This window comes from Myxococcus guangdongensis, assembly GCF_024198255.1.
Taxonomy (GTDB): domain Bacteria; phylum Myxococcota; class Myxococcia; order Myxococcales; family Myxococcaceae; genus Myxococcus; species Myxococcus guangdongensis.
In genome coordinates this window covers 341,382-362,973 of sequence record NZ_JAJVKW010000011.1, presented here as the reverse complement: position 1 = coordinate 362,973, position 21,592 = coordinate 341,382, and the positions used below count along the sequence as shown (strand labels likewise).

Genomic DNA, 21,592 nt, shown 5'->3' with positions numbered 1-21,592 from the left:
TTCCTCGCTCCCCGTCACTCCGGGGGCCCGTGAGGCGTGTCGAGCCGCGACAGGGTGCGACGCAGCTCCTCCAGCCTTCGGCGCTCACCCTCGTCCTCCGAGGAGTCGTGCGCCTCGTCGACCAGCTCGACCAGGCGTTGGAGACCATCGCGGATGAGGGCCCACTCCTCCTTCGAGTGGTGCGCCCGGCGGGTGAGGTACTCGATGACGCCGTTGAGCGTCTGGGGCTGGAGGTCTCGCTCGCCCAGGCGCTCCGTCACGCCGGTCCTGTCGAGCAGCGACAGGGTGGGCGCGAGCACCCTGGACAGCATCAGCGTGATGTCCCGCTGGTCGAGTGATTCCTTCAGCTCGCCGAGCATGTCCGCGCCGGGCACGTCCAGGTCCGCTGTCACTTCGAGGTCCAGCAGCACGGTGTGGACCGGGGTGCTCGACGGGTCGACGCGCGCGATGACGGCGTCTCGCAGCGCGGTGGCGTTGGCGAAGAAGATGCCTTCGTTCGGCCGGAGTATCAGCAGGCCCGGGATGCGGAGGGGCGCGGGGCGCCGGTGGACGTCGGCGAAGTCGAGGGTGCCCGGGACGCGGCCCAATTCGGTCAGCCGGGGTTGGCTCGCCCGCCAGACGAGGAAGGCCACCGAGAGCCCCACCGACACCAACAACCCGGGGAGCACGTCGAGCACGAGGACGCTCAGCATCGCGCCCGTGGCCAGGAGGAAGTCGGTGCGGCGCAGCGTGAAGAGGCGGCGCATCTCCTTCACGTCCATCATCCCCGCGGTGGCGAGGACCACGATGGCGGCCAGGGTGGCCTCCGGCAGCGTGCGGAACAGGGGCGTGAAGAAGAGCGCCACCAGCGCGAGCAGCGCGGCGGCGAGCAGGCTGGGCATCTGTGTCCGGGCGCCGGCCGCGTCGTTGGCGGCGGACTTCGAGAGGCTGCAGCCCACCGAGAGCCCGCGGAAGAGCCCGGCGCCCAGGTTCGCGGCGCCCAGGCCGATGAGCTCCTGGTTCGCGTCCACCTCGTAGCGGTGTTTCGACGCGAGCACGCGCGCCGGTCCGATGGCCTCCGCGAAGGTGACCAGCGCGATGCCGCACGCGCCCGGCAGGAGGCCCAGCAGGTCCTTCAACCCGACGTCGGGAATCGCGGGGCCGGAGAGGCCCGAGGGGATGTCACCCACCACCTTCACGCCGTGGCTCTGGAGTCCGAGCAGGCCGATGCACGCGGTGCCCAGCACGAGGACGACGAGGGACGCGGGCAGCTTCGGCACCCAGCGGCCCAGCACGAGCAGGAGCCCGAGGCTCGCCGCGCCCACGACGAGCGTGAGCGGGTGTGTCTGCGGCAGGTGGGTGACGAGGTGCCAGAGCCGCTCGAAGAAGTTGCCACCGCCGGCATCGAGCCCGAGCAGCTTGGGCACCTGCTTGATGGCGATGACGAGCGCGAGCCCGAAGACGAAGCCCGTGAGGAGCGACTCGGAGAAGAACTGGGCGATGCGGCCGAGCTTGAGCATTCCGGCCAGGAGGGAGATGACTCCGGCGAGCATCGCGAGCGCGGCCGTCAGCGCGATGAAGCGCGGGGTTCCGGTCTGCGCGAGGCTCGCCACCGTGGAGGCGGAGAGCACCGCCACCGTGGCGGAGATGGCGACGACGAGCTGTCGCGATGTGCCCAGCAGCGCATAGAGCACGAGTGCCACCGGGCCCGCGTAGAAGGCGGCTTGCGGTGGGACGCCCGCCAGCTCCGCGTAGGCCATGGCCTCCGGTATCTGCAGCGCGGTGATGGTGAGGGCCGCCACCAGGTCGCGCTTGAGCGAGCTGGGGCGCCACGCGGGCAGCCACGCGAGGAAGGGCAGGAAGCGGGAGGTCTGTCGCTGCGCATGCTCGGTCACTCGGGCCCCTCCGGCGGGTACATCCCGGGACGTTGGAGGGCACGCGGCGCGCGGTCATCGTCTGGCGGTAGGAGGTGAGGGGCTCATCGCCCGCGTGTCCGAGCGCCCCTCACACTCACGAGGCCCCGGCGCCGAGGAAGGAGGCGCCCATGCCGCGCGACTCCTCCACCGCCATGGCCTTCATGGCGACCCGCGGATTCCAGAAGTCCACGTACCGGGTGATGCGGTCGTCGCGCGTCTCCACCACGGAGATGTACTTCTGGTGGTACGGGCGCCCCGTCGACCGCGCCGTGCCCTCGCTGGCGAACTCCGCCACCACCCGCGTCGGGTCCACCGTCTCGTGGAAGCGCAGGTCCTTGAAGCGCACGTCGAAGTGCTCTGGGAAGTTCTTCATGTATCCGTGCAGCGCCTCCTTGCCCTCGACCTTCTGGGGGAAGCCCTCCGGGCCGTAGGGGAACTCCAGCACCCCGTCCTCCGTAAGAGCTCCACCCACTGCGGGATGCGACCGCTCGACAGGTCCTCGAGATGCTTGGAGAAGGTGTCCTGCGCCCGCTCGCGGAGGGCTTGGGGGGACGGGTCGTGGCGTTCATGGTGCTGCTCCAGGGACTGCTACGCGAAGCAGGTGGAGTACGTGCGAGGGGCCTCGGGCGCGTCGGACGCGCGCATCCGCGAGATGTTCGCGCAGGGGACGTTGGCCAACGTGATGGTCGCCATCGGCGCGGCGGAGGTGGATGCGCCGTGGACGCACACGCTGCTGGGAGACACGTCGCGCGCGTGAGGCGTCACTGGGGTTGCACGGCGGGACGCCATCGCACGGGGCCCCAGGAGGCGGACCGCCTGCCGGGTGTGCCGTCGGGCCTCGGCTGGAGGAAGTGCAGCGCGCGCCCGCGGGTGTCGATGGTCTCGGGTTCGTCTTCGTCTGTGACGAGGCCCAGCACCTGACCGGCCCGCAGGTCCGCGAGCTCATTCCGCGCATCACAGCCGACGACGGGTTGTTCGCGAGGCGCATCCCCGGCGAGCACGTGGGCCTTGCAGCTCGCGGGCACCCACGTCGTCCGGTCGCCATCCTCGTCCTCGAAGAAGAGCGTACCGTCCGGAGCCCGCCGGAGGAGTCCTTCACCGAGCGGCTGGAGGATGTCCTCTCCCTCGATGAGGGGTCCTCCCGTGATGCGTTGGAAGCGTCGCACGGGCTGGTCTCCGCGGAAGCCCATGTACGAACTCGACAGGACCCGTCCTCGGCACCGCGCGGGTGCCAGCGTGGTCTGCTCCTGGGGCCATCTCAGGACTCCATCCTGGTCGGTGTCCTTCACCACCACGTCGAAGACCATCCAGTGGCCATCGGGGTGAAGGAAGGCCTGTCCGAGCAACCCTGGTCCCGTGTCCACCCTCCGCTCCTTGCCGCTCGTCACATCCCGAAGCACCGGCACCGTCCGCGTTCCCTCTCGCCGGAGGTAGAGCAGGCGCTGGCCGTCCCGCGAGAAGCTGGCGCGCATGGGTGGACGTGGCGCCTTCGTCTCGTCGTCCGCCAGGCTCCAGTCGCCGAGCCGCGTCTCTTCGTTTGTCGTGGTGTCGAGGAGGTGAATCGCGCCATCGCGCAGCAGGGCCAGTCGTCGTCCCTCTGTGTCCCAGGTGAGGACATCATCGACGGCGAGGCCCTCGCCCGGCTCGAGGAAGAGATAGGGCCGAGCCGTGTCTCCCATGAGCCCACCATGCGGGTCGAAGCGAACCTCCACCTTGCCATCCTGGTCCGTGTCCTCGCGGGCCTGACACGCGAGAATCCACCGACCATCCGGCGCGGCGGCCTGGAAGATGAAGGGCGCCCGTGTTCCATAGTCGCCATCGGGAGCGAGCGGCCTCACTGGAGAGACCGTGGCGCACGCGGTCCCCAACAATCCCAGAGCTCCACAGAAGACCCAGGCACGAGTGTTCATGTCCGCGAGCCTGGGCCGACATCATCCGTGTGTTCAAGTCGTCGCCGCGCGACACGCGAGCGTCCGCCGCACGACGGACCCACGTGCGCGGACACACAAGGGTGATTCACCACACGGTCAACCGTGACCTCGGGGGCGACGTGGCGGGTTGAGCGCAGGACGGCGTCCGACGTCGGCCCTTGTTTCCGCCTACCCCTTCAGGCGCACAGTGCGGAGACTGGGGCCCGTCAATCTCGATGAGAGCCCTCATGCGTATCCGTGTCGCCGTCGTCCTGCTGGCCAGTGTCTGCGCGTGCGCCTCGCGCCCGAAGGAAGGAAGGGATGCGTCCTCCCTCCCCACGCCCTCGCACGCGGCCACCACCGCCTACTCCCACTTCATCCGCGAGTACCTCGACTGGTTCGCCGCCGCCAACCCCGTGCGCGCCACGCGCCTGGGCTTCCACAAACACGACGCCCACCTGCAGGAAGTCTCGCAGGAGGCCCTCGACCGGAAGGCGGAGGCGCTGCGCGGCTGGCTCACCCGCCTGGAGCAGGTGAACTGCTCGGCGCTCTCCGGTGACGACGCCGTCGACGGCGTGGTGCTCGAGAACGCCCTCCGCGCGGAGCTGATGGAGCTGGAGGAGGAGCGCGTCTGGCGCCGCAACCCGGGCGCCTACGTGGGGCTCGTCTCCGGCGGCCTGTCCAGCCTGTCCTCGCGCGACTTCGCGCCCCTGTCCGAGCGGATGATGCACATGCGCTCGCGCATGAACGACATCCCGCGCGTGCTCGAGGCCGCGAAGGTCAACCTCCAGGACGTGCCCCGCCTGTGGGCCGAGCAGGCCATCCGCGACGCGCGCGGCACCCAGGTGTACCTGCGCGTGGACCTGCCTCGCGCGCTCGAGGCCCAGGGCGCCGACAAGCTGCCCCCCGCCGAGCGCCAGGCCTTCGACGCCGCGCGCGCCAAGGCGCTCGAGCAGATGGAGGCCTTCACCGCGTGGCTGGAGCAGGACCTGCTCCCCCGCGCCACCGGCGACTTCCGCCTGGGCCGCGAGCGGTTCGAGAAGAAGCTGGCCCTGGAGGAGCACGTCACGCTGAACGCGGACCAGCTGCGCGACATCAACGAGCGGGCCATCCGCGAGTACCAGGCCTGGGTGGCGCGCGAGACGGCCAAGGTGGACCCGACCAAGTCCCCCGCGGAGGTGATGGCCGCGCTGGTGAAGGACCACCCGCAGGCCGAGGAGCTGATTCCCCTGGCGCGCAAGCAGCTGGTGGAGCTGCAGCGCTTCGTGCGCGAGAAGGACATCCTCACGCTGCCCTCGGACTCGCTGCCGTCCGTGCGCGAGACGCCCCCGTACGAGCGGCTGGGCTTCGCGTCCATGGACACGCCGGGCCCCTTCGAGAGCAAGGCCAAGGAGGCCTACTACAACATCACCAACGTGGAGTCGGAGTGGTCCTCCGAGGAGAAGGCCCAGCACCTGACGTACTTCAACCGCGCGGGCCTGCTGGGCATCACCGTGCACGAGGCCATGCCCGGCCACTTCGTGCAGCTGCTCTACGGGGCGAAGATTCCCACCGACGTGCGCAAGGTCTTCACCCCCGCCTCCGTGGTGGAGGGCTGGGCCCACTACGCCGAGCAGATGATGGTGGACGAGGGCCTGGGCGAGGGTGACCCCGCGGTGCGCCTGGGCCAGCTGCGCCGCGCGCTCCAGCGTCACGCGCGCTGGTACGCGGCGCTCGCGCTGCACGTGTACAACGAGCCGGTCGAGGCCGTGGCGAAGCGCTACGCGGAGATTGCCTACTTCGAGCCCTTCCCCGCCCTGCGCGAGGTGGAGCGCGGCACCTCCAACCCCACCTACCTGTACTACGCGCTGGGCCGCATGCAGATCCTCAAGCTGCGCGAGGACTACAAGAAGCACCTGGAGGCGAGCGGGAAGACCTTCGTGCTGAAGGACTTCCACGACCGCTTCCTGCAGCTGGGCCTGCCCGTGGCGCTCGCGCGCAAGGTGCTCATCCCCGGCGACGCGTCCCCGTCGCTGGAGTAGGCGAGCACCCGCGCCCGAATCCTCGCGCGCCTACAGCTCGATGACGTCCTCGGGCGTCTGGGGCGTGTCGCGCGAGGACAGGCCCTCGATGGTGAAGCCCCGGGGCGCGCGGATGGACGCCCCGTGGCTGGGGTCCAGGTACATGCGCACCGGGAGGCCCAGGCCGTCGTAGCTCACCTCGAACATCACCAGGTCCGCGTACTCCCGCGAGGGGCCCTCATCACACGGCCCCAGCCGCTTCCAGGCCACGCGCTGACCCTGGGGGCCTCGCAGCAGCTCGAAGAAGGCCATGATGCCCGGGTTGCCCCAGCCCACCCGCACCGGGTCCTCCGCGCGGTAGCCGTAGGTGCCTCCCTCGTCCGGGAAGGTCGCGATGGGCGCGGCCTCCTGCCGTGGCGCCCTCACCACCGAGGGCCTCGACGAGGCACACGCCGAAAGCGCCAGCAACCCGACACACGCGATTCGCAGTGACACCATTGCACCCACCTCCTCCACGCCGCCCGCTGGCGAAGGTGAGGCTGGCGTCCCGCACGTGCACGCGCTTGCCCCCGTGTTCCGTCGTCCAGTGGACGCTCTCACGCCCTGGCGACGGGCCCCCGCCCGCCCGAGCGCCCCGGCCCGGGCGCCCCCTGGTCCATCCGCTACTTGCCGCCCTTGCCCTTGTCGCCCTTGGACATGGCGCGCATGAACGTCTCGTCGATGCCGTGGATGCGCAGGCGCACCAGCTCCTCCGGCGTGATGTTCGTGTAGCCCGCGTCGCGCAGCTTCTTGACGAAGTCCGACGTGACGCCGTGGATGCGGAAGTTCACCAGCTCGTCCGACGTGAGCTTCGGGAAGCCCAGCTCGCGCATCTCCTTCACGAAGGCGGGCTTCACGCCGTGGATGCGGAAGGCGACGAAGTCGTCCGCGTCCAAATCCTTGAAGCCCAGCTCGCGCATCTCCTTCACGAAGTCCGGCGTGACGCCGTGGATGCGGAAGGCGACCAGCTTGTCGGCCGCGACGTCCTGGAAGCCCAGTTCGCGCATCTGCCGGGCGAAGTCCTCGCTGACGCCGTGGATGCGCAGCGCGACGACCTTGCTCGGGCCCAAATCCTTGAAGCCCAGCTCCTTCATCTCCTTCACGAAGGCGGGCGTGACGCCGTGGATGTTCATGGAGATGAGGTCGTCCCACGCGAGCTTCGCGTAGCCCGCGTCCGCCAGCTCCTTCACGCGCTGGGGCGTGACGCCGTGGATGCGGCCCTGCACCAGCTGGTCCAGGTCGAGCTTCTCGTAGCCCAGCTTGGAGAGCTCCTTCACGTACTCGGGCGTGATGTCGAAGATGCCCACCATCAGCAGCTTCTCCACCGGGATGTTCTTGTAGCCCAGCGCGCCCAGGTCCTTGATGCGCTGGGTGGTGACGTTGGTGGCGGCGAGCTGGAACTGCTGGTTCGGGGTCAGCGAGGCGTAACCGAGCGAGGCCATGGTCTTGATATAGGAATCGCTGGGCGTGAAGCGGTAGTGGCCCGCGCCCTCGCCGTCCTGGAAACTGCCGGTGAAGGCGAAGGTGCCGGCTTCACGGGGCAGGGTGAAGGTGGCCGGCCCGTCCCCGGTGGGCAGGCCCTGGAAGGCGGCGCGGGCCTCGCTGAAGCCCATGTGCCCCCGGCCCTTCTGCGCGTCCTCGGGGTGGCTCAGGTTGAGGTGGAGCTGGTCGGGGGACTTCGGGTGCGCGGAGGCGTTCCACGTCCCGCGCAGCTCGCTCGCGGCGGAGGCGGCGCTCGTCACCAGCATGAGGACACACAACAACCACGAGGACGATGCTCGACGCATGGTGAGGCTCCTTCGATTCGAGGATGGAGCCCTCCCGTCCGGCGCGCGCCCTGGCGTGGGCCCGTTCCGTGGGAAGGCGGTGATGAGAGGGGAGGCGGGTGTCCGGAGGCCGGAGGGAAAAAGCCCTCCGACCTCTGCGTGACGGTGTGACAGGTGTTACTGGGTGTCGCGCATGCGCCGGATGAACTCGGCGTTCACGCCGCCGGCGCGCAGGCGCACCAGCTCCTCGGTGGTGAGGTTCTTCAGCCCCGCGGCGTTGAGCTCGCGCAGGAAGTCCGGGTTGACGCCCAGGGCGCGCAGCTCGGTGAGCTCCTGCGGGTCCTTGGTGCCCACGCCCGCCGAGCGCATCTGCTCCAGCCACGCCGGCGTGACGCCCACCGCGCGCAGTTCATGGAGTTCGTCCGCCGTCAGCTTCGTCAGGCCGGCCTTGCCCAGCGCGCCGATGAAGCCCGGGTCCACGCCCACCGCGCGCAGCTCGATGACCTGCTGGAGCGGCAGGCCCGAGTAGCCCGCCGCCTTCAAGCCCTGGACGTACTGCTCGCTCACGCCCACGGCGCGGGCGTCCATGACGTCGCGCGGGTCCTTCGTGTCGAAGCCCGCGCCCGAGAGCGCCGCGACGTACTCCGGCGTGACGCCCAGGTGGCGCAGCTCCACCAACGTGCCCGCCTCCAGCTTGCGGCCGAACAACTCGTTCATCCGCTTCACGAACTCGGGGGAGACGCCCGCGTGGCCCATGTCCACCAGGTTGGACACGGTGGGCTCGAAGCCCATGCCGCGCAGCTCCTTCACCCGCTCCGGCGTCACGCCGGCGACCTTCAGCGCCACCAGTTGGTCCACGGAGAGCGGCTGCCCCGCGCCCACCTGGGTGCTCCCGTCGACGTCGTCCTCGCGCTCGAAGTCCACCTTCACCTTCGGCGCGGCGGCCAGCTTCACCTTCGGCGCGATGTCCACCTTCACGTCCACCGCGGGGAAGGCCGGCGCGGGCGGGGCGACAGGCGCGGGCGGGGCGACAGGCGCGGGGAGGGCGCTGAGCCCGGCGAGCGGGGCGAGGGTGCTCGGAGGCGTCCGGGGCAGCACCAGCGACGCCAGCGGCGCGGCGACGGCGAGGCCGCTGACGAGCGTGAGCACCGAGGCCCCCGCCACCCAGCGCGAGGAGCAGCGGGACGCGGGCGGTGTCACCAGTCGGCGCACGCGCTCCGGCAGCGAGCCACCCAGGGCGGACATGGCGTGGCTCTCCACGGGGGGCATCACGCGCAGCGTCTCCAGCGCGGTGAGGGCGCGGGCGTAGGAGACGGAGTTGCCGCTGGCGCCCACCGCGACGTCGTCGCAGCAGTGCTCGCGCTCCACGCGGATGACGTTGGACATCCACCGCACGGCCGGGTGGTAGAAGAAGAGCGTCTCCACCACCACCTGCGCCAGGTTCACCGCGAAGTCATGCCGGCGGATGTGGGCCAGCTCGTGCGCGAGCACCATCTCCAGCTGACGCGTGGGCAGTCCGGAGAGCGTGGACACGGGCAGCAGCACCACCGGCGACAGCCAGCCCACCGTGGAGGGCACGTCCACCTCCACCGACTGGAGCAGCCGCACCGCGCGCTTCAGGCCCAGGCGGCCCGACAGCGCGTCCAGCCGCTCCTGCCACTCCCGGGGCGCGGGCAGCGCGCGGCGCGCCAGCTGGTGCAGCCGCACCCACTCCGCCGTCAGCCGTCCGGAGCTCAGCCCCACGCCCGCCACCCACGCGAACACCAGCCAGTTGAGCAGCCGGGGGGCCGCCTCGCTCGCGCGCTCCCAGAGCCACGCCAGCGCCGAGGTCGGCGTCGCGTGGCGCCAGTCGAAGCCCTCGCCCTCCGCCTGTTCGAGCGCGGGCTGGCGCTCGGCGCGAAGGGCCCGCGACACGCGCGCCATCACCTGGGCCCGCGCCGCCTGGAACGCCGGGGCGTCCAGCCCCTGCTCCACGCCCCGCGACGACTCGGACCGCTCGGCCCGGGCGCGCGAGGCGTGCCGCCAGCCGGTGGCCACGGGCAGCGCCACGGCGAGCACCAGCGCGCCGCACGCCAGGGCATACCGCGCGTTCGCCGCGTGACGGCCCACCGTCAACAGCGCCGCGGCCAGCCCCACCGCCACCAGCGCGCCCTGCCAGAGCGAGTGCACCAACGCCCACCCCAGCGACTCCATCACCAGGCTGCTCATTCGTCCGCTCCTTCCAGGGATTCGAGCAGCTGGCGAAGCTGGGCCAGCTCCTCGGGGCTCGTCTTGCGCGAGGACAAAGCCTGCATGGCCAGCCGCGCCGGAGAGCCGCCGAAGGCGCGCTCCACCAGGTCCGTCACCAACTGCCGCTGCGTGCGCTGCTCGGTCGCCTTCGCCCGGTAGACGTGCGCGCGCTGCGTCTCGTCGCGCTCCACCAGGCCCTTGTCCGTCATGATTTGCATCAGCTTCAGCACCGTCGTGTAGCCCGGGCCCGCGTCCGCGGGCTCGCGCCGCGAGAGGACCTCATGGACCTCCCGCACCGTGCTGTCTCCTCGCTCCCAGAGCACCCGCAGGATGGCCAGCTCGCCATCCGTGGGGCGCGGCAGCACCGCCTCGCTCATGACTCCCTCGCTTCGAGCATCCACGAGGCCATCATACGAACGGGTTCGTAGATGTCAACGAAGGTCTTCGTAGATGCCGCCCGTGAGGTGGTAGTCACTCCCACGGTGTGGGTGACGCCAGTGCAAGGGCCGTAGGTTCCCCATCCGCGCGCCTGCCTGCTCCCGGGTTTTACCCACGCGGAGAAGAATCCGTTTTTCCGAGTGGGAAGACTTCTACCCACGGAGGGAAACGCGGGGGCCACGCAAGCACCCCTCGGGTCCAGGCAGGTCGGCCTGGAGGGAGGTGGGTTCGTTGCCACAAATGCGACCTGACAGGTCGGGCGCGTGGCACATCCGGTGAAAAAGGGTCTGCCCGGCGCGGGTCATCGGGGCTCGAGCCGCGAAGCAAAGACGAGGCAGACACATGAAGGCGTGGAGCAGTTGGATGGGGGCGGCGTGTGCCGCCGTGGTGGGGTTGTCGGGAGTGGCCGAGGCGCACGACTTGACGTGCACGAAGCTGGTGAATGGGCAGGCGTCGGTGGTTGCCTCGACGTATCCGTTCACCGCGAACTACAGTTTCCAGGTCAACAACGTCCATCCGACGTTGCCGTCCATCATGCTGACGGCCCTGGACCCGCTGCTGGCGACGCGGGGCTTCACGTTCAGCCCGCTGCCTCCGGTGGTGATTCCCGTGGGCCAGTCGGTGACGTCGAACTTCAGCCTCACGCTGAACAACGTCACGGAGTGCCGCACGCTGGCGCTGCTGGACGGCCTGCCGGACAACAACATCGACAACACGTTCACCGCGGGCTTCGACCTGGGCAGCTCGGTGTGCACCGCGCGCATCGCCTGCGAGGAGCCGCCGCAGGCGTGCGCCAACGCGACGCGCTCGCTGGGCTTCTGGAAGAACCACATCCCGGCGGTGCAGCAGTGCCTCGCCGGCGGGCCCATTCCGCTGGGCAGCATCGGCGTCGTGCTCGGCCTGGCGGGCGCCGAGGGCATCCTCTGGGGTGACCCGGACCGCTACCCCATCACCAACCTGCCGCGCAGCCAGCTGGACCGCATCCGCTTCCTCGCGGGGCGTCAGCTCTTCGTGGCCACCTGCAACCAGCGCGTGTTCGGCGGCGCCACGGTCCCGGCCAACCTGCTCCAGCTCATCCTCACCGCGCTGGGCACCGTCAACTGCACCCAGCTGAACACGCTCGCCACGCAGCTCGACACCTACAACAACTCCTGCGAGACGACGGCGTTCCCGGGCGGGTTCGACCCCGGCCCCTCGACGCCGCAGGCGGCGCAGGCGCTCGCCATCGACCCGACGATTCCCACGGGGCTGTTCTGCATTCCTCCTCCGTGAGCGTCGCCGTCCCAAACCCATTCCAGACACAACCGAATCACTGAAAGCCTTTGAGGTAACAAGTCATGAAGAAGTTCCTGATGTCGACCCTGTGGGCCTCGGCCCTGTTGTTCTCCGCCTGCGGTGGTGATGATTCCCGGCAGGTCCCTGGCAATGAAGACCCCGGCGTGGAGGAGCCCGTCCCCGGCGGTGAGGACCCCACCCCCGGTGGCCAGGACCCGGACCCGGTGCCTGGTGGTCAGGACCCGGACCCGGTGCCCGGTGGTCAGGACCCGGACCCGGTGCCCGGTGGCGAGGACCCCGGCACGCCCTCCACGCAGAGCTTCGAGCTGCGGCTCAAGGGCGAGAGCCTGATGGACTTCACCTCGCTGAAGGTGCCCGTCTCCGACGTCACCATCACCGCCGAGGGCAAGCCGGTGAACGTGCAGGTGGTGTCGAACCTGCTGGAGCTCGCCGACGGGGTCCACGCGCCGCTGGCCGCGCGCTTCACGGTGCCTCCCGGCATCGACAAGGTGCAGATCACCGTGCACTTCAACGCCATGGGTGACTTCGCCCGTCAGTCCGCGCAGGCCTCGCAGCTCGACGCCCGCGTGGCCCCCATCACCTTCGAGGCGAAGGTGTCGGACCTGAGGACGCGTGGCCGCGCGGTGCTCCACCTGGACGTGTCGCGCTCGATCGTGGATGTCTCCGCGCCCGGTGCCAGCGGCCTGGTGGAGACCAGCACCCTGCTGCTGCCCACCGGCGCGGTGAAGTTCTAGCCGACGAGGAGGTGAGGCTCCCGGAGGGCGGCATCGTGGCGCCCTTCCGGTGAGCACGGACTGAGACGGCGGGCGGGTCCTCCTCGTGGGGGCCCGCCCGTCGTCGCGCGCGAGCGCGGCCTGGCACTACTCGGGCTGGGTGCCCTGGCCGTCCTTGCCCTGCCAGAAGCGCTTGGGGTGTCCGTCCCCGCGCGTGCCGTTGGACAGCCGGTCCACCCACGGATAGCGCTGGGCCTCCTCGGCGGTGTAGCCCAGGTTGAAGACGGTGGGGCTCTTGGGCAGGTCAGCGGCCTTGGCGTAGTAGGTGCCGAAGAGCCGGTCCCAGAAGTAGTTGGTGATGCCGTAGTTGCCCTGCTCGTTGTGGAAGTGATGCGACAGGTGCAGGCGCTTGATGTCCTTCAGGAAGCCCAGCTTCGGCGTGTAGTTCAGGTGCTGGATGCAGTGGCAGAACTCATAAAAGCACGTAATCACCATGCCCCAGCCCAGCGCCGCCGCCATGCCCGCCTTGCCGCCGATGAGGTAGCCCATGGGCGCCATGACGCCGCCCACGGTGGGCAGCACGTTGGCCAGCGCGCCGAACAGCACGCGCAAGTCGTTGGGGTCCTGGTGGTGGTCGAAGTGGATGCGCTTCCACGTGGCCGCGGTGAGGGGCGACTTGTAGAGGAAGCGGCTGTGCAGGATGTGCTTGTGCACCAGGAACCAGCCGAGCGGGAACACCACGCTCGCGGCCGCCATGGACAACAGCGTGCGCACGGGGCTCTCGAACCACTTCACCGCGTACACCAGGCTGACGATGCCCACGGTGATGTAGGCCAGCACGGCGTAGTAGGTGAAGAACGAATAGACCAGGTCGCCCAGCGTCATCCGGTCCAGGTTGTGCTTCCGGTTCTTCAGAAACGAAAAGGGTGCGCTGACCGCCACGGTATGCCTCGCAGGTGGACGCTGCCCGTCGGGGCAGTGGAGCAGGTGGGCCGCGCCATGCCCGCCGGCCTGGGGCATGCGGCGCCGCTGTGAGTAGCAGGGCCCGGGCGCGCTCGCGCCACAATCATCCGCTCGGCTTTTACGTTTTTCTGCGGCCCAAGAGAAGCACCGCTGCTGTGCGTCCCCGCGGTGGGCCGCCTGCCCTCCCGCCCGGGTGGGGGCCGAGTCATGCGGCGGACTTCCCGGCGGGAAGCGCGGGGCCCATGTTCGACGCAAGGGATCAGCGCGGGGAGGCCCTCATGGCGGAAAAGGCTGGGGAAGACAAGGCGCGAGGGAGCAGGGCTCGGAGGCAGGCTGCGGTGACGACGCGGCGCACCCAGCCGGTGGAAGGGGAGGACCGGGGCTCGCTCGCCCTACGTCGACCCACCTCGGAGTACCGCGCGGCGGCCGAGGAGCAGGCGGCGCGGGTGCGCGAGGAAATCGAGGCGGCGCTCCTGGTGGCGCGCGACACCCGCGAGGCCATCGAACGTCGCATCGCGGACGAACTGCACGCGCCGCCCGGCAGCTTCCGGGCCCGGACGCAGCAGCAGAAGCCCAAGCAGCGTCGGACCGCGGCGCGCAAGAAGAAGAGCCAGGCTTCCTGAACGGGCGTCCTAGCTGGGAAGCCGCGTGGCCGCGCTGGTGGCGGGGCGGGCGGCGTCGTCGACGGGGGCGGGCGGCGTGGCGGACTCCTCGCCCAGGCCCTTGAGCCGGCGCGCGAGCTGCGCGGCCTGTTCCCCCTTGGCGCCCAGCTCGTGGCCCTGCGCGCCGATGAAGGACACGCGGGCGCGCTCCAGGAGCGCCACCTGGGCGTGGAGCTGGGCGAGCAGCCGCTCCTGCTTGCGGCCCAGGGCATCCAGGTGGTTGAGCTCCTCGCCCAGCGAGGACGCGGCGAGCTCCAGCTGACGGCGCGCCACGCTGTCCTGGGTGGCGGCGGCGCGGGCGCGCAGCTCCTTCACCTGGGCATCCACGTCATGGGCCACCACGGAGTCGAGCTGCGCCGTCAGGCCCGCGTGCGCCTCCGCGAGGGAGAAGCTCTCCGAGGCCATCTTCTCCACCACGCCGAGCAGCTCCTGTCGGCCAGGGCTCGCGGGCAGCCGCAGCGCGGAGGTCTTGCACTGCTGATACAGCCCGAGCGCGCGCGTGGTCAGCTCCTGGGCCTCCCCCGTGAGCGTGCCCTGCAGCGACTTGCCCCGCGCCTCGACCGCGTCCGTGTGCAGCACCAGGTGCGAGGGCAGCGTGCCGATGCTCCAGAAGAGCGCCACGCAGGCGTAGCCCACCACCAGGGAGACGAGCGCGGTGTTGCCGAGGAAGTGGGCGTCCAGCACCTGCTGCACGTACAGGCCCACCGGGGTGAGCACACCCGCGGCGGCGGCGCTCAGGGCGACGGGGACGGGCGCGCCGGGCTGCTCGCGGCCATGGCCCAGCCAGGTCACCAGCGCGGCGGCGATGCAGCCCGCCACGCTCTGGGCCAGGGGCCACGGGGCGGAGAAGAGGAAGGGGAAGACGGGCAGCACGGTGAGGGCCGCGCGCAGCCCCCAGCCTCCACCCTTGGCGGTCCGGGCGGCGGCGAGCGCGGCGCCCAGCACCGCGAAGTAGCCCGGCTCCAGCGTCAGCCGGACGACGGGCTCGAAGGGGGCCCACAGGCGCAGCGCCAGCGCCGCGAAGATGCCCATGCACGCTCCACCCCCCAGCGCGCGCAAGGTGCGGGACTCGAACTCCTCGCGGTGGAGGAACTGCAGGGAGAGGGCCATGGGGCTGCACCGTCCTGACTAGTAGGCGTTGTTCTCGCCGAAGTTCTTCATGGTCTTCTTGTAGAGCTTCAGCGACTCGCGGCGGACCTCGTCGTCACTCGATGCCCCCTCATAGGCTGCCTGGGTCTGGTCCAGCTCCGCAAGCTCCCCCGAGAGCGCGTCCGCGGACGAGCCGAAAAGCTTCCGGGCGTTGCCCAACAGACCCATGGCGGCGCCCCGGTTGCCGCGCTTCATCTCCGCCGCGGCGGCGCGCATCTGCTGGGTTCCCAACGCTCGCACGGCGTGCACGCGCACGTCCCGGTCCAGGTTGGCGCGCACCAGCGAGGCGTCGTTCGTGACGATGGCGGACAGGGCCAGCTTCGTCTCGGCGCGCGTGTCGCGGGGGACGTCCATGTAGCCCACGCGGGCCTCGAGCAGCGTGAGCGCGTCGGAGGTGGCCTGGGCGTCGAGCGTCAGCTTCACGACGACGCGCACGGACTGCTCGCCGGCCAGGTCGTACAGCGGCACCTTGAGGGTGGCGCCCTCGCGGGTGGAGGGCAGGCCGAGCACCTGCGCGTCACGGGCGACGGGGGGCAGCTCCAGGCGCAGCTCCACCTGCCGGGCGACGGTGCTGGTGGCCTGGTCCAGCTCGCGGGAGAAGACCTCCGCCAGCCGGGCCGAGTCCTCGATGAAGCCGGAGAAGCCGCCGCCCTGCTCGGCCATGCCGCGCATGAGGGAGGCCTGGTAGTCCTCGCCCACACCGAGCGCGCTGACGGTGATGCCCTCGTCGCGCAGCTGGCGCGTCAGGTGGAGGAGCTCCGGCTCCGTGACGAGGCCGGTGGTGGGCTGGCCGTCGCTCAGGAGGATGGCGCGGCTGACGCGGTACTCGCGCAGGTGGGGGCGCAGGGCGACGGCGGCCTCGGTGAGGCCTCCGCTGATGTTGGTGGAGCCGTCATCGCGGATGTTGGCGATGGCGGAGAGCAGCTCCTGGCGGACGGCCTCGGTGACGGGGCGACTGGGGAGGACCTTCACGTCGGTGCCGTAGTGGATGAGGGCCAGCCGGTCCTCGGCGGTGAGGCGGCGCACCAGCTCCGCGGCGGCGCTCCTGGCGTCGGCGAGCTTCTGGCCGCTCATGGAGCCGGAGCGGTCCACGACCAGGGCCAGGTTGACGGGGACGCGGCGCGCGGCGGTGGGGTTGGGGCGGGCCTTGATCTCCAGCCACGCGAAGGCCTCGCTGGGGCCCGTCTGGACGTAGCTGCCGGACAGCTTGCCGGAGAGGACGAGGGCGCCGTCATCCGGCGCGGACATGACGTGCGGCAGCAGGGTGGTGGCGGGCGGCTCGTCGGGCTGGGCCACGGTGTGGCTGGTGTCGGTGACGGGCGGGGCAGGAGGCGCGGGCGGCGGCGGAGGCTTGCCCAGCGAGAGCGCGCCCAGGGCGAGCAATCCGGCGGCGGACAGCAGCAGCAGGGTGCGATTCATGCGGTTCCTCGGGGTGTGTGGCTTTACGGGAGGGACACTCGCCCGTCCGCCCCCGCGACGCATCGGTCACCGGGAGGAGGGTCCCCCCGATGACCGATAACCCAGACGTCAGACATTGCCGTGCGAGGCATTCCGGGTCACCAGACACCTCACCCCCCCGCGGGTTCCCGGGGCGCGAGAATCGAAGCAACTGCCATCCCGGGATTCCGATAATCGGGAAGGTTGGGGCTTCTCCGACCGCGACTTCAGAGGGTCGGGACCGCATTGGGAGCGCGCCCGCCGAAAGAGGAAGACATGTCCACGATTGGCAAGACGGGTTCGCGCACCCCCACGTATGTGAAGCCCGAGCCGAAGGCGGAGACGGCCAAGCAGCCCGCCCAGGCGCAGCGCAACGCGGTGAAGACGGCGGTAGACCAGCGGATGAAGGACGGCTTCGACGCGGCCCCGGCTCGCGCGGGCTCGGCGTCCCGGCCGCAGGTGCTCACGGAGGCGCGCACCACGGAGAACGCGCCGCCGAGCCCTGGTGGTGGGCTGGGCAAGGTCATCGCGAAGATTGCGGACAAGGTGAAGCAGGCCGCGGGCTCCGCGACGGCGCCGCAGGTGAGCACCAACGCGAACGGTCAGACGGTGGTGGACCTGGGGGCGGGGAACAACACCGCGACGGTGACGATGAACAAGAGCGGTGGACTGGTCATCAAGTCGGGCTCCGACACGGTGACGCTGTCGCCCGAGCAGTCGAAGAACGCCATCATCAACGGCGGCGCCGGCAACGACACCATCACGGTGGACAAGAACGTCACGGTGGATGTCACGCTGGACGGTGGCGAGGGCAACGACAAGCTGACGGGCGGCGCGGGTCACGACACCATCCTCGGTGGCGCGGGCAACGACACCATCATCGGCGGCACGGGCAATGACACGGTGTCCGGTGGCGACGGTGACGACTACGTCGAGGGCGGCGCGGGCGACGACCGGGTGGAGGGTGGCGCGGGACGCGACGTGCTCTACGGCCTGGACGGCAATGACCAGATGGACGGCGGCGAGGGCCGCGACTACATCGACGCGGGCGCGGGCGACGACACGGCCACGGGCGGCGCCGGTGATGACCAGGTCATCGGCGGTCGTGGCGACGACACCCTGTCGGGTGGCGAGGGCAACGACGCGGTGGCGGGCGGCGCGGGTAAGGACACCGTCAGCGGCAACGCCGGCGACGACAAGCTCTACGTCGAGGAGGGCGAGGAGACGGCGGACGCGGCCAAGGGCGAGCGGACCATCGTCGACATGACGGACGCGGACAAGCGCGGCAGCTCGGTGAAGGTGGAGGGCAGCGCGGAGTTCCAGGCGCGCGTGCAGTCGGACCTGGACGCGATGCGCTCGCTACCGTCGGGGCAGGAGCTGCTGGGCACGCTGGACAAGAGCGGCCGCTCGACGACCATCAAGGAGACGTCTGGCGGCAACACCGCGTCGGGCACGAACTTCAACGATGGCTTCTTCAACGCGGACGGCACGCCGGGCAAGGGCTCGGATGCGTCGGTGAACTACAACACCACGCGCATCTCGCTGGGCGGCGACGAGTGGATGAACCGTCCCCCCATCGTCGGTCTGTTCCACGAGCTGGTGCACGCGTCCGACATCGCGAACGGCACGCTGGCGAACGGCTCGAAGGACGGCGTACGCAACCTGGAGACGTCCGCGGTGGGCCTGCCCATCGACCTGGACCAGAACCCGGCCACGCCGGACGTGGTGCAGCCGGGCCGCCCGGGTGAGAACGTCCTGCGCGACGAGCTGAACCTGCCCACGCGTCCGCACTACTGAGCAGCGCTTCGAGGTGAGCCGATGATGGCGGGGTGCCCCTGAGGGCGCCTCGCCTCCAGCGTCGCCGTCGACGTGGATTCAGGACCGCGCAGGGATGCGCCTGCTCTCCGCGGGGGCGTGCTCTGCTCGGACACGTGCCTCCGGTGCGGCGTCGACATGGGGGCAGGGCCGCGAGCAGGGGATGCCTTCTCCACGTCGAGGAGGGCTTCGCTCGGGCAATCCTCTCCGGCATCGCCGCCCTGAGGCTGGGGCTCATGTGCCGGGTTGATCCGTACTCCCCCGCCAACCTGCTGGAACGACAGGCGCTGGATGCGGCGCGGACACGTCGCGCGCCAGTCACCCAGTCCCGCGCCCCCGCTGAACGGGTGATCCACTCCCCGCCCCGGGCTTCGAAGCAACTGGGTTCCCGAGGTTCCGATAATCAAGGAGTTCGGCGTTGGTCCGCTTTACCGTCGCGGGCCGCCTCAGGGAGAAGCCGCATGTCCACGATTGGGAAGACCGGTTCGCGCAGCACCTCGTACGTGAAGCCCGAGCCGAAGCAGGAGACGGCGAAGCAGCCGGCCCAGCGCCCCAACGTCGTGAAGACGGCGGTGGACCAGCGGATGAAGGACGGCTTCGACGCGGCCCCCACGCGCGCGAGCACGAAGTCCCGCACGGGTGGCAGTGACTTCGAGGGTGCGCCTCCTCCCGGCCCTGGCGGCGGGCTGGGCAAGGCCATCGCGAAGCTGGCGGACAAGGTGAAGCAGGCCGCGGGCTCCGCGACGGCGCCGCAGGTGAGCACGAACGCGAACGGTCAGACGGTGGTGGACCTGGGCGCGGGGAACAACACCGCGACGGTGACGATGAACAAGAGCGGTGGACTGGTCATCAAGTCGGGCTCCGACACGGTGACGCTGTCGCCCGAGCAGTCGAAGAACGCCATCATCAACGGCGGCGCCGGCAACGACACCATCACGGTGGACCCGAACGTCACGGTGGATGTCACGCTGGACGGTGGCGACGGCAACGACACGCTGAAGGGCGGCGCGGGTCACGACACCATCCGTGGCGGCGCGGGCAACGACACCATCATCGGCGGCACGGGCAATGACACGGTGTCCGGTGACGACGGTGACGACTACGTCGAGGGCGGCGCGGGCGACGACCGGGTGGAGGGCGGCGCGGGTCGCGACGTGCTCTACGGCCTGGACGGCAACGACCAGCTCGATGGTGGCGACGGCCGCGACTACATCGACGGTGGCGCGGGCGACGACACGGCCACGGGCGGCGCGGGCGATGACCAGGTCATCGGCGGCCGCGGCAATGACCGGCTGAGCGGCGGTGAAGGCAACGACGCGGTGGCGGGCGGCGAGGGCGCGGACCTCGTCGAGGGCAACGGCGGCGACGACAAGCTCTACGTCGAGGAGAACGAGACCACCGACGGCGCCGCGAGCGAGCGGACCATCGTCGACATGACCAACGCGAGCCAGCGCGGCCGCTCCGTGACGGTGGAGGGCAGCGCGGACTTCCAGGCGCGCACGCAGTCGGACCTGGACGCGATGCGCTCGCTGCCCTCGGGCCAGGACCTGCTGCGCACGCTGGATGACAGCGGCCACTCGACGACCATCAAGGAGACCACCAGCGGAAACTCCGCGTCTCCCGCCAACCGCGATGACGCCTGGTTCAACACGGACGGCACGCCGGGCAAGGGCACCGACGGCACGGTGAACTACAACACCACGCGCGTCTCGCTCGGCGGCGAGGAGTGGATGACCCGTCCTCCCATCGTGGCCCTGTTCCACGAGCTGGTGCACGCGTCCGACTACGCCAACGGCACGCTGGCGCGCGGCGAGAAGAACGGCGTCAACAACCGCGAGACGTCCGCGGTGGGGCTGCCCATCGACCTGGACCAGAACCCCGCCACGCCGGACGTGGTGCAGCCGGGCCGCCCGGGCGAGAACGTCCTGCGCGACGAGCTGAACCTGCCCACCCGCCCGCGCTACTAGTCCATGCGAGCCCTGCTCCAGGCTGGCGCCCTCGGCATGGCGCTGGCCATAATCGTCGGCTGCACGCGGGCGGAGCGCCCGGTGAATGCGGGAGGAAGCGTGGCCCAGGCGGACGTGGTGGAGCTGAAGGTGGAGTCGGTGTCGAGCGGGCCCGAGGGGCTCGCCGTCTCGTACGTGGTGCACAACGGCTCGCCGCGCGAGGTGCTGCTCGTGGATGGCCTGCCGGAGTGGGGCCCCACGGGCTTCGTCGGCCTCGCCCCCGAGCGCGCCTACGTGGAGCTCTCCGGTGACGGCGCCGTGCTGCTGCGCGCGCTGGTGCCCGTGCCGGAGGACTTCGAGGTGGAGATGCCCGAGGTCCCCAACGTCAGCCCGTTGGCGCCCGGTGCCACCGTGTCCTCGCGCCTGGTGGTTCCCCTGCCGCTGCGCACGTCGTTGCCCTATTCCCAGGGCCCGGAGACGACGCTCGAGCTGTCCGCCGTGCGCGAGCTGCGCCTGCGCGTGGGCTACCTTCCGGACACCTCCGAGGTGCGCCTGCATGGCACGACCGAATCGGGCGGGCGCACCTTCCGCTCCGCCGAGTACGGCCAGGTGGTGACGCGTCAGCGCCTGCTGGACAGCGGGCCGCTGTCGCTCGACGGCGTGAAGTAGTCCGTCAGGGCGTCCGCCACAGCAGGCACGCCGGCTCGTCGTGTCCCGGCATGGCCAGGACCTGGAACGACGCCTCACGGGGCAGCGCGCGGAAGGCCTCCGACTCCACGGCCTTCCGCACCGCCTCGCGCGCGCACTGGAGCGAGCGCACCACCAGCAACTTCTCGAGCGGCGCGAACACCGCCAGCTCGCGAAGCTCGCGGTCCTCGGCCAGCTCCAGCAGCGCATCCCCCAGCGAGCCCAGCCCGAAGCCGCCGCAGGTGTCGAAGTTCGTCGCGCTGTAGTCCAGCGCGTTCTCCTCCCCCAGCTCCTCGTAGAAGTGCTCGACCAGCCCCTGGCCCCACACCTCCTGGGGCACGAAGGGGCTCACGTCGCCACCCGCCCAGTACAGCAACAGGCCCGACAGCGGCCGGACGCGTGCGCGGCGCACGCCGTCCAGCTCCTCCCATGCGTACGCCTCCTGCCGCAGGTAGCGAGGCTCGCGGTACATCCCGAAGCTCTTCACCAGCCCCGCCGTCATCTCCGCGACGAGCCCCGCGTCCACGACCTGGGCCTCGGCCACCTGCGCGCGCACCTGCTCCAGCCCGTCCGACTCGCGCACCCGCGCGAGCAGCCGCGCGGCGCACCCGTCCAAGTCGCGCAGCTCCTCATCGGTCCACATGGGG

General features: G+C 70.7%; 19 protein-coding genes. 8 read left to right on the top strand and 11 right to left on the bottom strand.

Annotated elements, in window-relative coordinates; translation table 11 throughout:
• Window positions 1–14: 14 nt before the first annotated feature.
• Window positions 15–1,874 (bottom strand): SulP family inorganic anion transporter, encoded by a 1,860-nt coding sequence (locus LXT21_RS31150; protein WP_254041845.1) that lies wholly within the window; start codon window positions 1,872–1,874, stop codon window positions 15–17.
• Window positions 1,875–1,989: 115 nt separating this feature from the next.
• Window positions 1,990–2,367: a nuclear transport factor 2 family protein gene (locus tag LXT21_RS31145; RefSeq protein ID WP_323395177.1), complete on the bottom strand. Its 378-nt coding sequence runs from the start codon at window positions 2,365–2,367 to the stop codon at window positions 1,990–1,992.
• A gap of 138 nt (window positions 2,368–2,505) precedes the next feature.
• On the opposite strand from LXT21_RS31145, the gene LXT21_RS31140 reads away from it, so the two are divergent.
• Complete coding sequence (locus LXT21_RS31140) at window positions 2,506–2,652, top strand: hypothetical protein (RefSeq protein WP_254041843.1); 147 nt, start codon at window positions 2,506–2,508, stop codon at window positions 2,650–2,652.
• A 4-nt stretch (window positions 2,653–2,656) separates the two neighbouring features.
• Here LXT21_RS31140 and LXT21_RS31135 read toward each other — a convergent pair whose 3' ends face one another.
• Window positions 2,657–3,805 (bottom strand): TolB family protein, encoded by a 1,149-nt coding sequence (locus tag LXT21_RS31135; protein ID WP_254041842.1) that lies wholly within the window; start codon window positions 3,803–3,805, stop codon window positions 2,657–2,659.
• Window positions 3,806–4,053: 248 nt separating this feature from the next.
• On the opposite strand from LXT21_RS31135, the gene LXT21_RS31130 reads away from it, so the two are divergent.
• On the top strand, window positions 4,054–5,826 hold the full coding sequence (locus LXT21_RS31130) for a DUF885 domain-containing protein (protein ID WP_254041841.1): 1,773 nt from the start codon (window positions 4,054–4,056) through the stop codon (window positions 5,824–5,826).
• Between the two features lie 30 nt (window positions 5,827–5,856).
• On the opposite strand, the gene LXT21_RS31125 is transcribed toward LXT21_RS31130, so the two are convergent.
• From LXT21_RS31125 to LXT21_RS31110, 4 genes are all read right to left on the bottom strand, one after another.
• A complete protein-coding gene (locus tag LXT21_RS31125) occupies window positions 5,857–6,303 on the bottom strand; it encodes a fibril protein (protein ID WP_254041840.1) in 447 nt (148 codons plus the stop codon).
• Between the two features lie 164 nt (window positions 6,304–6,467).
• A complete protein-coding gene (locus tag LXT21_RS31120; protein ID WP_254041839.1) occupies window positions 6,468–7,631 on the bottom strand; it encodes a 4-hydroxy-3-methylbut-2-enyl diphosphate reductase in 1,164 nt (387 codons plus the stop codon).
• A 156-nt stretch (window positions 7,632–7,787) separates the two neighbouring features.
• Window positions 7,788–9,818, bottom strand: a complete 2,031-nt coding sequence (locus tag LXT21_RS31115) for a M56 family metallopeptidase (RefSeq protein WP_254041838.1) — start codon at window positions 9,816–9,818, stop codon at window positions 7,788–7,790.
• Window positions 9,815–10,216, bottom strand: coding sequence for a BlaI/MecI/CopY family transcriptional regulator (locus LXT21_RS31110; RefSeq protein ID WP_254041837.1), 402 nt, complete (start codon window positions 10,214–10,216; stop codon window positions 9,815–9,817). Before LXT21_RS31110 ends, LXT21_RS31115 begins: the two co-directional genes overlap by 4 nt.
• Before the next feature lie 403 nt (window positions 10,217–10,619).
• Between LXT21_RS31110 and LXT21_RS31105 the strand changes: the two genes are divergently transcribed.
• A complete protein-coding gene (locus LXT21_RS31105; RefSeq protein ID WP_254041836.1) occupies window positions 10,620–11,549 on the top strand; it encodes a hypothetical protein in 930 nt (309 codons plus the stop codon).
• Between the two features lie 65 nt (window positions 11,550–11,614).
• Window positions 11,615–12,307 (top strand): hypothetical protein, encoded by a 693-nt coding sequence (locus LXT21_RS31100; RefSeq protein WP_254041835.1) that lies wholly within the window; start codon window positions 11,615–11,617, stop codon window positions 12,305–12,307.
• A gap of 126 nt (window positions 12,308–12,433) precedes the next feature.
• On the opposite strand, the gene LXT21_RS31095 is transcribed toward LXT21_RS31100, so the two are convergent.
• On the bottom strand, window positions 12,434–13,228 hold the full coding sequence (locus LXT21_RS31095) for a sterol desaturase family protein (protein ID WP_254041834.1): 795 nt from the start codon (window positions 13,226–13,228) through the stop codon (window positions 12,434–12,436).
• Between the two features lie 359 nt (window positions 13,229–13,587).
• Between LXT21_RS31095 and LXT21_RS31090 the strand changes: the two genes are divergently transcribed.
• Window positions 13,588–13,872: a hypothetical protein gene (locus LXT21_RS31090; RefSeq protein ID WP_254041833.1), complete on the top strand. Its 285-nt coding sequence runs from the start codon at window positions 13,588–13,590 to the stop codon at window positions 13,870–13,872.
• A gap of 9 nt (window positions 13,873–13,881) precedes the next feature.
• On the opposite strand, the gene LXT21_RS31085 is transcribed toward LXT21_RS31090, so the two are convergent.
• Both LXT21_RS31085 and LXT21_RS31080 read right to left on the bottom strand, forming a co-directional pair.
• Window positions 13,882–15,021, bottom strand: a complete 1,140-nt coding sequence (locus LXT21_RS31085; protein WP_254041832.1) for an autophagy-related protein 17 — start codon at window positions 15,019–15,021, stop codon at window positions 13,882–13,884.
• A gap of 18 nt (window positions 15,022–15,039) precedes the next feature.
• The gene (locus LXT21_RS31080; RefSeq protein ID WP_254041831.1) at window positions 15,040–16,479 is read right to left on the bottom strand and encodes a vWA domain-containing protein; all 1,440 of its coding nucleotides are present in this window, start codon (window positions 16,477–16,479) and stop codon (window positions 15,040–15,042) included.
• Window positions 16,480–16,773: 294 nt separating this feature from the next.
• Between LXT21_RS31080 and LXT21_RS31075 the strand changes: the two genes are divergently transcribed.
• The 3 genes from LXT21_RS31075 (at window position 16,774) to LXT21_RS31065 (ending at window position 20,927) form a co-directional block, all read left to right on the top strand.
• On the top strand, window positions 16,774–18,294 hold the full coding sequence (locus LXT21_RS31075) for a M91 family zinc metallopeptidase (protein WP_254041830.1): 1,521 nt from the start codon (window positions 16,774–16,776) through the stop codon (window positions 18,292–18,294).
• A 479-nt stretch (window positions 18,295–18,773) separates the two neighbouring features.
• Complete coding sequence (locus tag LXT21_RS31070) at window positions 18,774–20,279, top strand: M91 family zinc metallopeptidase (RefSeq protein WP_254041829.1); 1,506 nt, start codon at window positions 18,774–18,776, stop codon at window positions 20,277–20,279.
• Between the two features lie 3 nt (window positions 20,280–20,282).
• The gene (locus LXT21_RS31065) at window positions 20,283–20,927 is read left to right on the top strand and encodes a hypothetical protein (RefSeq protein ID WP_254041828.1); all 645 of its coding nucleotides are present in this window, start codon (window positions 20,283–20,285) and stop codon (window positions 20,925–20,927) included.
• Between the two features lie 4 nt (window positions 20,928–20,931).
• Here LXT21_RS31065 and LXT21_RS31060 read toward each other — a convergent pair whose 3' ends face one another.
• Complete coding sequence (locus LXT21_RS31060; protein WP_254041827.1) at window positions 20,932–21,588, bottom strand: hypothetical protein; 657 nt, start codon at window positions 21,586–21,588, stop codon at window positions 20,932–20,934.
• Window positions 21,589–21,592: the final 4 nt, after the last annotated feature.

Excerpts from the sequence above, each read along its gene's own strand:
- LXT21_RS31135 (WP_254041842.1), bottom strand. The coding sequence starts at position 3,805 with ATGAACACTCGTGCCTGGGTCTTCTGTGGAGCTCTGGGATTGTTGGGG.
- LXT21_RS31130 (WP_254041841.1), top strand. The coding sequence starts at position 4,054 with ATGCGTATCCGTGTCGCCGTCGTCCTGCTGGCCAGTGTCTGCGCGTGC.
- LXT21_RS31125 (WP_254041840.1), bottom strand. The coding sequence starts at position 6,303 with ATGGTGTCACTGCGAATCGCGTGTGTCGGGTTGCTGGCGCTTTCGGCG.
- LXT21_RS31120 (WP_254041839.1), bottom strand. The coding sequence starts at position 7,631 with ATGCGTCGAGCATCGTCCTCGTGGTTGTTGTGTGTCCTCATGCTGGTG.
- LXT21_RS31115 (WP_254041838.1), bottom strand. The coding sequence starts at position 9,818 with ATGAGCAGCCTGGTGATGGAGTCGCTGGGGTGGGCGTTGGTGCACTCG.
- LXT21_RS31110 (WP_254041837.1), bottom strand. The coding sequence starts at position 10,216 with ATGAGCGAGGCGGTGCTGCCGCGCCCCACGGATGGCGAGCTGGCCATC.
- LXT21_RS31105 (WP_254041836.1), top strand. The coding sequence starts at position 10,620 with ATGAAGGCGTGGAGCAGTTGGATGGGGGCGGCGTGTGCCGCCGTGGTG.
- LXT21_RS31100 (WP_254041835.1), top strand. The coding sequence starts at position 11,615 with ATGAAGAAGTTCCTGATGTCGACCCTGTGGGCCTCGGCCCTGTTGTTC.
- LXT21_RS31085 (WP_254041832.1), bottom strand. The coding sequence starts at position 15,021 with ATGGCCCTCTCCCTGCAGTTCCTCCACCGCGAGGAGTTCGAGTCCCGC.
- LXT21_RS31080 (WP_254041831.1), bottom strand. The coding sequence starts at position 16,479 with ATGAATCGCACCCTGCTGCTGCTGTCCGCCGCCGGATTGCTCGCCCTG.
- LXT21_RS31075 (WP_254041830.1), top strand. The coding sequence starts at position 16,774 with ATGTCCACGATTGGCAAGACGGGTTCGCGCACCCCCACGTATGTGAAG.
- LXT21_RS31070 (WP_254041829.1), top strand. The coding sequence starts at position 18,774 with ATGTCCACGATTGGGAAGACCGGTTCGCGCAGCACCTCGTACGTGAAG.
- LXT21_RS31065 (WP_254041828.1), top strand. The coding sequence starts at position 20,283 with ATGCGAGCCCTGCTCCAGGCTGGCGCCCTCGGCATGGCGCTGGCCATA.
- LXT21_RS31060 (WP_254041827.1), bottom strand. The coding sequence starts at position 21,588 with ATGTGGACCGATGAGGAGCTGCGCGACTTGGACGGGTGCGCCGCGCGG.